This window comes from Nostoc piscinale CENA21, assembly GCF_001298445.1.
Lineage (GTDB): Bacteria > Cyanobacteriota > Cyanobacteriia > Cyanobacteriales > Nostocaceae > Nostoc_B > Nostoc_B piscinale_A.
The window spans coordinates 5,980,037-5,992,165 of sequence record NZ_CP012036.1 but is presented as its reverse complement, the minus strand read 5'-3'; the positions used below and the strand labels follow the sequence as shown (position 1 = coordinate 5,992,165).

The 12,129-nt window shown below is 38.1% G+C and carries 8 protein-coding genes and 1 pseudogene; 6 read left to right on the top strand and 3 right to left on the bottom strand.

Features of this window, described 5'->3' with window-relative positions:
* The first annotated feature begins 381 nt into the window (after positions 1-381).
* Positions 382-1,038 carry a Nif11-like leader peptide family natural product precursor gene (locus tag ACX27_RS25605; protein WP_062296563.1) on the top strand — a complete coding sequence of 219 codons (657 nt, stop codon included), beginning with the start codon at positions 382-384 and terminating at the stop codon, positions 1,036-1,038.
* 178 nt (positions 1,039-1,216) lie between these two features.
* On the opposite strand, the gene ACX27_RS25600 is transcribed toward ACX27_RS25605, so the two are convergent.
* From ACX27_RS25600 to ACX27_RS25590, 3 genes are all read right to left on the bottom strand, one after another.
* Positions 1,217-2,803: a glucose-6-phosphate isomerase gene (locus ACX27_RS25600; RefSeq protein WP_062296561.1), complete on the bottom strand. Its 1,587-nt coding sequence runs from the start codon at positions 2,801-2,803 to the stop codon at positions 1,217-1,219.
* Between the two features lie 105 nt (positions 2,804-2,908).
* Positions 2,909-3,166: a hypothetical protein gene (locus tag ACX27_RS25595; RefSeq protein ID WP_062296559.1), complete on the bottom strand. Its 258-nt coding sequence runs from the start codon at positions 3,164-3,166 to the stop codon at positions 2,909-2,911.
* Between the two features lie 203 nt (positions 3,167-3,369).
* On the bottom strand, positions 3,370-3,567 hold the full coding sequence (locus tag ACX27_RS25590; protein WP_062296557.1) for a hypothetical protein: 198 nt from the start codon (positions 3,565-3,567) through the stop codon (positions 3,370-3,372).
* Between the two features lie 182 nt (positions 3,568-3,749).
* On the opposite strand from ACX27_RS25590, the pseudogene ACX27_RS25585 reads away from it, so the two are divergent.
* From ACX27_RS25585 to ACX27_RS25575, 5 genes and pseudogenes are all read left to right on the top strand, one after another.
* A pseudogene (locus tag ACX27_RS25585) lies at positions 3,750-4,882 on the top strand (branched-chain amino acid ABC transporter permease).
* Positions 4,872-5,654 carry an ABC transporter ATP-binding protein gene (locus ACX27_RS25580; protein WP_062296555.1) on the top strand — a complete coding sequence of 261 codons (783 nt, stop codon included), beginning with the start codon at positions 4,872-4,874 and terminating at the stop codon, positions 5,652-5,654. The pseudogene ACX27_RS25585 and the gene ACX27_RS25580 overlap by 11 nt, the downstream one beginning before the upstream one ends.
* A gap of 313 nt (positions 5,655-5,967) precedes the next feature.
* Positions 5,968-6,426, top strand: a complete 459-nt coding sequence (locus ACX27_RS34430; RefSeq protein ID WP_250635705.1) for a serine/threonine protein kinase — start codon at positions 5,968-5,970, stop codon at positions 6,424-6,426.
* Complete coding sequence (locus ACX27_RS34700) at positions 6,374-7,588, top strand: ATP-binding protein (protein ID WP_250635678.1); 1,215 nt, start codon at positions 6,374-6,376, stop codon at positions 7,586-7,588. Before ACX27_RS34430 ends, ACX27_RS34700 begins: the two co-directional genes overlap by 53 nt.
* 199 nt (positions 7,589-7,787) lie before the next feature.
* Positions 7,788-12,122, top strand: coding sequence for an AAA-like domain-containing protein (locus ACX27_RS25575; protein ID WP_235526383.1), 4,335 nt, complete (start codon positions 7,788-7,790; stop codon positions 12,120-12,122).
* Positions 12,123-12,129: the final 7 nt, after the last annotated feature.

Here is a 12,129-nt window from a genome sequence, read left to right as displayed (position 1 = left end):
TGTTGTTAACTCAATCAAACCTGTTTTGTGTATCTGCTGATGTAGAACAGTTCATACGTTGCAGTTTCGTTTGTATATAAATATACAAATTTATGTTGAGATGATTACTAAGTTTTGCGTATGAAAATTTCAATAATTAGCTAAAAAATTACTTTGCTTTACAATATTCACTGATCAAGAGCGATCGCCTAGCCTCAGAAGATTACAGCAACCGTAAATACAAAGCTAACTTGTTCTAAAACTTACAAAAATTTTATACTTAGCTACTGTGTAACTTCATTTACATAAATTAGTTTGGTTAATACTGTCGATAAACTCAACTTATACTTATTACACTGGTAATTATCCCTAACAGTTATTAAAACTAAAACCAATAACATTATGTATTATCAACTCTGGAATTTATTCTTGAGTGAGGATAAGTATTCCTATTGGAAGGAGAAAGTCAAATTACTGCCAAAGTTTGACCATTTTACATGGCAGAAAATTATTGATTTTTTATCACTAGCAGAGCAGAATTTTTTCCTAACCACTCAACTAGAAAAAATCGATAGCATTGAAGCATTTTTGCTCTTAGCTAAGGAAAATGGTTACAAATTGACTCAAGAAGCACTGGCGTGGTTTGTGATCACTAGAAAACAAATTTGGGATTTATTGGATACTGCACAGAAAATCCCATCTTTAAAAGAACAATTACTAGCTGCTAAAAATCCACAACAGTTTATTAAAATAGCAGCCGAACATCGGTTTCATTTTTCTGTTGAAGAATTGGCATGGCTATTAACTGAAGTTAAATGTTCGCCAGAATTCGTATCTCTCAATAATAGTGTGGGAGAAATTCTCACAGCCTCAAATTACGGCAGAATCGAAATAGGATACTGGATTTGGTTAGCAGAAGATTGGGGAATTGTGCCACCATTCTGTCATTTGCATAAATCTGATAATCTTGTCAGTGAAAATATCCGCAATCCATTTTTCCTGGATCGCTGCTTTTTACCTAAGAGCTACTTTACTCAAAGGTTGATGAGTATGGTGTGAAGGTAGGAGGCAGAAGGCAGGAGGCAGAAGGCAGGAGGTAGGGGTAATAAAGTCTTTAACTCAGCACTCAGAACTTAATACTTAGCAATTTGCTGTACAATTAAGCACCCTGATTGTTGAAAGTGTGACTTCAGATCAGGATGCTTGATTGTAGTTGAGCTAGAAATTCTAGAACAAATTAGCTAACAGAAGCTTTCAAGCTATTTGGTTGAGCAAAATCACCTTGCAACACTACACCCCGTTGATTGGCGTGTAAGTGACGCAGAATTTTGTAAATTGCTTCTATTTCTTCTGTAGCACCCACTTTCTCGGCAATTTCTGACAAGGAAAGGGGTGTTTTTTCACTTTGCAAAACAGTAACTACTTTAGTTTGCAAATCCAGAATAGCAGCGGCGGCTTTTTTACCTGCTTCTACTCCTGGTTGGTGATAAGCGTTAATGTTTACTAAGTTGCCATAAAAACCAACGGCACGGTCATACAAGGCAATTAAAGCGCCGACTGTGCGGGCATTAACTTGAGGAATCGTTATAGTAATTGAATCGCGCTGATTTTCATAAAGGGCTTCCCGTGTTCCTTGGAGGAAACCGGAGAGATAATCGCCAGATGTCACGCCAGGATCTATTTCTGGGGATTGACCTTGACGGTCTTCCAAAACTTCAATCAAAGTAGCAAAGAAGTTTGGTACACCATCACGCAATTGTTGGACGTAAGCGTGTTGGTCTGTGGAACCTTTGTTACCGTAAACGGCAATACCTTGATGGACAATATTACCGTCTAAGTCTTTTTCTTTACCCAAAGATTCCATGACTAGCTGCTGTAAATAGCGGCTGAACAGTGCCAAGCTGTCTTTGTAAGGCAGAACAACCATGTCTTTTTCGCCTTTACCATTGCCAGCGTAGTACCAAGATAATGCCAACAAAGCTGCTGGATTCTTTTTGATATCAGCAACGCGGGTGGCATCATCCATTTCTTTAGCACCATCGAGTATGGCACGTATATCAATGCCTTGCAGTGCTGCTGGTACTAAACCCACTGTAGACATTTCGGAGGTACGACCTCCCACCCAATCGTACATGGGGAATGTGGCTAACCAACCTTCTGACTGGGCAACTTTATCTAAGTTACTGCCAGGACTGGTAATGGCTACAGCATATTGAGCAAAATCGAGATTGTGGCCAGCGTAGGCTTTTTTAACTTCAATCATGCCGTTGCGGGGTTCTGGTGTACCGCCTGATTTGGAGATGACCAAAACTAAGGTGCTGGCAAGGTTATTGCGTAATTGGTTAAGAATGCGGTCAATACCATCGGGATCGGTATTGTCAATAAAGTGAATTTTGAGGGGAGGAAAATCGGCGGTGAGGGCTTCTGCGACAAATTCGGGGCCGAGTGCAGAACCACCAATACCAATGGAGATGATATCAGTGAAGCGATTAGCTTTCGGCGGATGAATTGCGCCGGTTTGGATTTTTTCGGCGAAGGCTTCAATTTGTTCGAGTGTTTGGACAATTTCTTGGGTGAGTTCTGGCGTGGGTGCTAAATCAGGGTTTCGCAGCCAGTAATGTCCAACCATGCGGTTTTCGTCGGGATTGGCGATCGCACCCTTTTCCAATTCCGCCATATTAGCAAATGCTTTGTCAAATTTCGGACGCAATGACTCCACGAAAGCATCATCAAAACGCATCCGGCTTACATCTACGTATAGTCCCAATCCCTCGTGGAAATATAACCAATCTTGGTATCTTTGCCAAAGTGCTATTGCATCCATAGGGAAATCTCAAGTAAGTTGTTTTTCCATGACAAGTTTAATGTAAGCTCAGGTGCATCCCTGCCTAGCCTTATACAGTTTTAAGTGTTGAGCTAATGCTCTCTTCTAAACATCTGGCATAGGTATGACTCGCAGAAACTTGACAATTTCTCCTCTAATCTCAATCCCAATTAAATAATCATCCAAGGTAAAACGGTGAAAAATGCCTTCATGGTCTAGCTGTCGCAGTTCAGGAAGACCATGTAACTGCCACTTTTCTCCAAATTCAAAAAACACAAAATCATACACTCGCTGATAAGCAGCAGGTTCCAAACTCTTCAGATCCATTAAAAAAGACCTGGCATAGCGCATTTCCACACTCACTAGGCATCACCTCTATTGGGGGTTAGGGGTTAGGGGCTGGAGGCTAGTACAACAAGGCAAAAGGCAAAAGTAAAAAGAAAGAATATTGATACCACAACTTTATTTTGCTCCTACACCCATCTCAACTGACAATCGTTGTGCGTAGTCCTGAGCGATAAACTAGTCCCTAGCCTCTAGCCTCTAATCCCTTTTTCATCATTTCATCAGTAAAACATTAAAATTTGTATCGCTTCTTCCTGAGTCAAGATATCCCAAGGTTGCTGCGATCGCTTGACTTTTTGTATGGCTTTGAGCATATAAAAGTCACAATGTAAGGCGTGAACACTCTCCCAGACGCTTTGGAGTTCTTCGTCACCCAATTGCTCGATTAAATGGTGGATTCTTATACGCAGCAAGTTCATATATCAATAAGCTATGTTCCAAAAGTCAAGGCTATTGTTCCCAAAAATTGGCAATGGTGAACGGGAAGAGGTAGTATCTTGTGCATGACAGGGTGTAAGGGTGTGAGGGGACAAGGGAGACAAGGGGACAAGGGAGATAAGGGAAGAGAAAATAACTATTGACTGATGAGTATTAATTAAAGATGGTTGATTATTTAATTTTTTTGGCGATTTCGACGGCAATTTTTGCCCTGTTTGGTCTGGGGCTGAATTTACAGTGGGGCTTTACGGGGTTAATTAACTTTGGTCATATTGCTTTTATGACTTTGGGAGCTTACACAACAGTATTATTAAGTTTAAAAGGCGTTCCTTTAGTCATATCGGCTGTGATTGGCGCGATCATAGCGGCATTGTTGGGTTTGATTATTGGTTTTGCGACTCTGCGCCTGCGCGAAGATTATCTGGCGATTGTCACTATTGGTACAGGGGAACTGATTCGCTTGGTGGTGAATAACCAAGAGTTACCTGTGGGTGATACTTGGGTATCTGGGGCGTTTGGGGTGCAGAGTTATGTTATCCCATTCTCGACAGCACCTAATTTAGTAGTTCGCTTGTTCATGATTGGGTTGCTGACTTTATTGGCGGCTGTAACTTTTTTTATATTGTGGCGATGGATTCGCACCGCCCAAAGATTGTTAGCGGTTGATACTGCTAAAAAAACCAGCAGCAAGCAAGAATTAGTATCGCGTTTAGGTGTGGGTATTGTTTTGGGTTTGTTAACAGCTGCAATTTATATTTCTGGTGTGATTAGTTTGTATAACTACAACCCCAAAGCTGGTTTTATGTTGTTGTCGTTGTTGGTGTTGGCGTTTGTTTTTTGGCGGTTAGAAATCTTAGTGCGATCGCCTTGGGGTCGAGTCTTAAAAGCAATCCGTGAAGATGAAGAAGTACCAAAGGCTTTGGGTAAAAACGTTTTTGGTATAAAATTCAATCTTTGATGTTAGGCGGTGCGATCGCAGGTGTGGCGGGTGCGTTCTTTGCTTGGCAGTTAAGCGCCATTTATCCTGATAATTTCCAGCCACAGCTCACATTCGACGCTTGGATTATGGTGATTTTAGGCGGTTCTGGCAATAACATCGGCACAATTTTAGGTGCAGTCATTTACTTTGCTTACGATGCCATTACCAGAGAAGTTCTGCCCAGAATCATTCCCTTAGATGAAGCGCGGTTGGGTGCATTTCGGATTATGGTCATTGGTTTAATTTTAATGGTGCTAATGATTTGGCGACCTCAAGGTATTTTAGGGAAAAAGGAGGAACTCACCCTTGGTAAATAACCAATCACCGCCACTTCCCTTATTAGCAGCCTCTGGACTTTGCAAAAGCTTTGGCGGTATCAAAGCAGTCAATGAGGCACAAATTGAAGTTCTCAAAGGTAGCATTACTGGGTTGATTGGCCCCAATGGTGCGGGTAAAACCACTTTGTTTAACTTACTCTCCAACTTCATTCGCCCCGATAAAGGAAGAGTCATTTTTGATGGCGAACAAATTCAGCAGTTGCAACCATATCAAATCGCCCAGCAAGGACTAGTGCGGACTTTCCAAGTAGCGCGGACTCTCTCGCGGCTGTCGGTGTTAGAAAATATGCTATTGGCGGCGCAGAAGCAAACAGGTGAAAGTTTTTGGCAAGTGCAACTCCAACCCCACATAGTTGCTAAAGAAGAAAAGGAATTACAAGAAAGGGCAATGTTTTTGTTAGAGTCTGTGGGGTTGGCGCATAAAGCCCAAGACTACGCCGGAGGTTTGTCTGGTGGACAACGCAAGCTATTAGAAATGGGTAGGGCGTTGATGACGAATCCCAAGTTAATTTTGTTGGATGAACCAGCAGCTGGGGTGAATCCGAGGTTAATTGATGATATATGCGATCGCATTGTCAACTGGAACCGCCAAGAAGGTCTGACGTTTTTGATTATTGAACACAACATGGATGTAATTATGTCCTTGTGCGATCGTGTTTGGGTATTGGCTGAAGGGCAGAATTTAGCTGATGGAACTCCCAACGAAATTCAATCTAACCCCCAAGTTTTAGAAGCATATTTAGGTAAATAATCTTTAGTCAGAATTCTGAATTCTGACTAATACCAATACCTCATATTTGGCTCCAAAACCCTTGATTTTATGTTAGTCCGCCTACGCGGACTTTGTTTTTATAGCTGCGAATTCCATTCGTCGGTACTAGATGCTAAATCAATCAATTAAATCCTTTATTTATCGGCGTATATTTGCGGTTAAATATTTTTATCGAACCGTCTTGCTATAAATCTTGTAGATATATGCTTGTAGTATGTCTCTATTTTAACCAAAACAATCAAACTGCTTAAAATCATGATTCAGATAGCAGGATATGACATTTTAGAAAAAAATTCATGAAGGTACAGGTACAGTTGTTTTTCGAGGTAGGAAAAAACGGCAACAACAGCCAGTAATTATTAAACTCCTCAAGTCTGAATATCCTACATTAGAAGAAATTACTCGTTTACGCCACGAATATAAAGTTCTCAAAGACTTTGTGAGTGAGCGCGTTGTCAAAGCTTATAAATTAGAAAAATACCGCAATGCTTTTGCCCTGATTTTAGAAGATTTTAGTGGTCAAGCTTTAAGTCAAATTCTGGTATCTAGGCAATTAACAATTACAGAGTGTTTAAAAATAGCAATTGCTCTGGCAGAAACATTAATCGATTTAGAGCAAGCAGCAATTATTCATAAAGATATTAAGCCCAGTAATATTATCATCAATGTAGAAACACAACAGGTAAAATTGACTGATTTTGGATTATCTTCCCGACTTTTTTTTAGAAAAACCAACTATCAGCAACCCTAACTTATTAGAAGGTACTTTAGCCTACATAGCACCAGAACAAACAGGAAGGATGAATCGCGCGATTGATTATCGTAGTGATTTTTATTCTTTGGGTGTGACTTTATATGAAATGCTGACAGGAACATTACCATTTACAAATCATGATCCACTAGAGTTAGTTCACTGTCACATAGCGAAACAACCTATACCACCCAAGGAATACCAGCAAATTCCTCAAGCTGTTTCGGATATTGTGATGAAACTGTTAGCGAAAAATGCTGAGGATAGATATCAAAGTCCAGAGGGGTTAAAATTTGATTTAGAAACTTGTCTCAGACAGTTGCAAACAAGTGGAGACATTAAAGATTTTACTCCTGGTCAGCGCGATCGCGGTAATCAGTTGTTAATTCCGCAAAAGCTTTACGGTAGAGAAACAGAAGTTAGCACCTTGATGGATGCTTTCTGGCGAGTTAGCCAAGGCGCAACAGAAATGATGCTAGTTTCTGGTTATTCAGGTATTGGTAAAACATCAATTGTCAATGAAGTTCACAAACCTATTGTCGCAGCCAGAGGATATTTTATTGCAGGTAAATTTGATCAGTTTAAACAAGATATTCCTTATGCAGCTTTCATTCAAGCTTTTCAAGAATTAGTTCGTCAACTATTAACAGAAAATGAACAGCAAATAGCCATTTGGAAACAGAAATTATTAGGTGCTTTCGGTGCTAATGGTAAAGTGCTGATTGATGTGATTCCGGAAGTAGAATTAATTGTTGGTTCACAGCCAGATGTTCCTAAACTGGGTACAACTGAAACCGAAAATCGATTTAACCGCGTTTTTCAACAATTTGTCAATGTTTTTTGTCAACCAGAACATCCATTAGTCATTTTTTTAGATGATTTACAATGGGTAGATTCAGCATCATTAAAATTAATTAAACTGTTGATTACAGATGACAGTAGCCGATATTTATTTTTAATCGGTGCATACCGCAATAACGAAGTTAGCCCGACTCATAGATTAATCCAAACGCTACAAAAAATCCGTCAGACAAACACTGTGGTGCATACCATCACTGTAGAGCCTCTATTATTTACTCATGTCCAACAACTCATAGAAGATACATTAAATCAAGGGAGCATAACTAACAAAGTTGCGTTATTAGCGGAGTTAATTTTTTAATAAAACTCAAGGTAATCCTTTTTTCTTAACTCAATTACTCAAGAGTTTATATAGCGAAAATCTCTTAGTATATCATGTAGCCACAGATAGTTGGCACTGGGACATTCAGCAAATTCAGGCTGTTGGGATTACTGACTACAATATTGTCGAATTAATTGCCAGAAATATTCGTAAATTACCATTAGAAACACAGAAACTTTTGCAGTTAGCAGCTTGTATTGGTAATCAATTTAATTTAGAAGTTTTAGCAGCTGTCAATGACAATTCAGAGGTGATCACAGCTAATCATTTATGGAGTGCTTTGCAGGCAGGTTTGATTCTGCCTTTATCTTCCAATTATAAAATTCCATTGGTCTTTGAAGAAAAAGAATCAAATATCTTCAAAGTTAGTAATGTCAAAATTAATTATAAATTCTTACATGACCGAGTACAACAAGCTGCTTATTCTCTAATTCCTGAAACCCGAAGAAAAACAACTCATTTAAGAATCGGACAACTACTCCTCAAGAATACTTCACCAGAAACCCAAAAAGATAATATATTTGCTCTAGTCAATCAATTGAATTTTGGGATTGATTTACTACAAACACAAATCGAAAAATATGAACTAGCGCAACTAAATCTCCTGGCTGGACAAAAAGCTAAATCTGCTACAGCTTACGACGCGGCTGTGAAATACTTAAATATCGGTTTACAACTGCTAAATGCTGATAGTTGGATAAGTAAATATACTTTAACTTTAAGTTTATATCTAGAAACAGCAGAGGCAGAATACATCAATATTAATTTAGACCAAGCCTTATTTTTATGCAATCTAGCCATCAAAAAAATTAGTCATCTGCTTGATGCAGTCAAATTTCATCAACTAAAAATTAAAATTTATTTAGCTAAAAATCAAGTCGATATTGTTTTAGATATTGGTCAACAACTTTTAGAAATGCTGGGTGTTACTTTAGTAAAATCACCGCCAGCAATTGATATTGAGCAGTTATCGCGTCTGTCACTGATGACTGATCAATATAAATTAGCAGCAATGGAAATTTTAATGTTGCTTTGGCCTCCTGCTTGTTTTGCCGAAAGCAGCATCACAATTCCCATTCTGCACACAATGATTGAGCTTTCGAGACAATACGGTAATTCACCTCCATGTATATTTGCTTATGCTGCTTATGGTCAGTTGATGGCTTGGTCAGTACCAGATATTAATTTAGGCTATCAGATGGGCAAGTTAGCTCTGCAACTATTAGATCAATTAAACGCTAAAAAATATAAATCTCAATCTCTGTTAACAGTTGCCATTAGTCTGACTCATCATAAAGAGCATATTCAAGCAACAGTAAATCCTATTTATGAAGCAATTGAAAGTGGTTTAGAAGTTGGAGATATTGAATATGCTTGCCATGCAGCTAACTTTTATTGCGCTCATATCTTTTTTGCCGCTCAACATTTAGATACTGTTGCCCAAACTCAAACTGAATATATAGAGTTTGTTAGCAAATTTGAACAAAATCATCAACTAAGACTTATTAAAACCTGCGCTCAGTTGGTAGAAAATTTACGCAATTCATCCGTAGCGAAAACTCAATTAACTGGTGATATTTTAGACGAGGAAGAATTTATTAATTATGTAAAATCTACTAAAAATACTTTACCACTATTTGATATTTATGCTTATAAAGTATTGCTTTGTTATTTATTTGAAAAATATGACGATTGTTTGCAGTTTGTAGAATTGACATTGCAATATAGTCTATTCATGCAAACAAGTGTGTTATTTAGATATAATAACTGGTTTTATTCTTTAGCCTTATTAGCTAAAGAGCAGAAAAAGTATGAGCGAGAAAAATACATTAAACAAGTAGAGAAAAATCAGGAAATAATGAAATATTGGGCAGAAAATGCCCCGATGAATCATCTACATAAATATCAATTAGTAGAGGCAGAAAAAGCTAGAGTTTTGGAAAAAACATTGTCAGCAATGGAACTTTATGATTTAGCTATTGCTGGGGCTAAAGATAATGGATATCTTCAAGATGAAGCACTCGCTTATGAATTGGCAGCCAAGTTTTATTTAGCGTTGGGAAGACAAGAAATTGCCCGGACTTATATGACTAAAGCCCACTATAGTTATATCTGCTGGGGTGCAATTGCTAAGGTTAAAGATTTAGAAGCAAAATATTCACAGATAATCCTTGTTTCCCAAAAAGAATCAACATTAGCTAAAAATCAGATTTCTAATTCTTCTACTACTAGTAGTAGTTCACAATTATTAGATGTTACAACAATTATTAAAGCTTCTCAAACACTTGCTAGTGAAATTATTTTAAATAATTTACTAGAAAAGTTAATGAATATTGTAATTGAGAATGCTGGCGCTCAAACTGGTTTTTTAATTTTAAAACAGCAAGAACAGCTAGTGATTCAAGCTAAGGGTGTTGTAGATAATTCCAAGGTAGTAGTGTATGAATCTTTCCTGGCAGAAACTAGTCAACAGTTACCTCATTCTTTAATTAATTATGTAGTGAGAACTAGAGAGGATGTGATTTTAACTGATGCAGTTCATGAAGGAATATTTACTACAGATACTTATGTACTACAAAACCAACCTAAATCTGTGTTATGCACACCGATTATTCATCAAGGTGAGCTTTTTGGTTTATTGTATTTGGAAAATAATTTGGCTGTTGGTGCTTTCACCACTGAAAGATTAGAAGTATTGAAAATTTTATCTTCTCAAGCGGCAATTTCGATTCAAAATGCTCAACTTTATCACAATCTCAAGCAAGAAATTCAAGAGCGTCAACAAGCAGAAGAAGCATTGCGGGAGAGTGAGAAAAAGTTAACACAGATTCTGGAAGCTGTTCCAGTGGGTATATTTGTGGTTGATCCCCAAGGAGAAGCTGATTATGCAAATCAAACTGCACGGAAAATTTTAGCTAAGGGGAATGTTGATCAATCTCCAAATACGGAATTAAGTGAGATATTTCAAGTTTATCTCCAAGGTACAGCCAAACATTATCCGATGGAGAAGCAGCCAATTATGAGAGCTTTGCATGGTGAAAGTATTGTGATTGATGATCTGAAAATGGAGCTGGTGAATAAGGTGATTCCTTTGGAGGTGTTAGCAACACCGATTTTTGATAATAAAGGTGAAATTATTTATGCGATCGCAGCTTTTCAAGATATCACACAACGCCAGCAGGCAGAAGCCGAGCGAGCTAAATTCACGCAAGAACTGGCTCAAAAAAATACAGCTTTGCAACAAGCCACAGAGCAATTAGCAGAGTCTAACCGCAACTTAGAAGCTAAAGTGCAGGAGCGCACTAAGGAGTTAAGTCAAACTTTAGAGATTCTCAAAGCTACCCAAGCTGAATTAGTGATTGAAAATGCTTTACTAAGAAGTACAGAACAAACTCTCGCTTATGAATATCAAGTAGGTGGAAGTTTACCCATAGATGCGCCGACTTATGTTGTCCGCCAAGCCGATAGACATCTTTACAAAGCTTTGAAACAAGGAGAGTTTTGTTACATTTTCAATGCTCGACAGATGGGTAAGTCGAGCTTGCGAGTACAAATTATGAAAAGACTACAAGCAGAGAATTTTGCTTGTGCAGCTATGGATATTTCCGAAATTGGAAATCAGCAGCTAACTTTGGAGCAGTGGTATGCGGGTTTTATCTATATGTTAGCCAGCAGTTTAAATATTTTAGCTCAGGTGAATATTCGCACTTGGTGGCGGGAACATGAATTATTATCACCAGTGCAACATTTGAGTAAGTTTATCGATGAAATAGTATTAGAAAATATTCAGCAAAACATAGTGATTTTTATCGATGAAATTGATAGTCTGCTCAACTTGAATTTTGCAATTGATGACTTCTTTATCCTACTGCGAAGTTTTTATAATAAACGAGCTGATCTGCCAAAATATCAACGGCTCACTTTTGTGTTGTTAGGAGTAGCACATCCTTCGCAATTAATTCTCGATAAGAAACGCACTCCTTTTAACATTGGCCAAGCTATTCAATTGAATGGTTTTCAATTGCATGAAGCTCAACCTTTACTACAAGGATTAACAGAACGAGTGGGTAATGCTCAGAATGTTCTGAAAGAAGTATTAGCTTGGACGGGTGGACAACCTTTTCTCACCCAAAAACTCTGTAAACTCATTCGTAATTCCTCAATCAGTATTCCTCAAGGTAGTGAAGCTAGTTGGATAGAAAACTTAGTCCAAACACAAGTGATTGAGAATTGGGAGGCTCAAGACGAACCTGAGCATTTAAAAACTATCCGCGATCGCCTGCTTAATATTGAATCACAAACTCTTGCCCGATTAACGTTATATCGAGAAATTTGGCATCAAGGAAAAATTGTTGCTGTTGATAACCTGGAAGAAAGAGAACTGCTTTTATCAGGTTTAGTAGTCAAGCAGCAAGGAAATCTCCGAATTCATAACCGGATTTATCAATTTGTTTTTAATGCTGATTGGATAGAGCAAATGGTGTGTAAATATACAAAAAAATCTAACTGTTGATCACTTA

Bases quoted from the DNA above. Each gene is read 5' to 3' on its own strand.
- ACX27_RS25605 (WP_062296563.1), top strand. From the start codon at position 382: ATGTATTATCAACTCTGGAATTTATTCTTGAGTGAGGATAAGTATTCC.
- ACX27_RS25600 (WP_062296561.1), bottom strand. From the start codon at position 2,803: ATGGATGCAATAGCACTTTGGCAAAGATACCAAGATTGGTTATATTTC.
- ACX27_RS25590 (WP_062296557.1), bottom strand. From the start codon at position 3,567: ATGAACTTGCTGCGTATAAGAATCCACCATTTAATCGAGCAATTGGGT.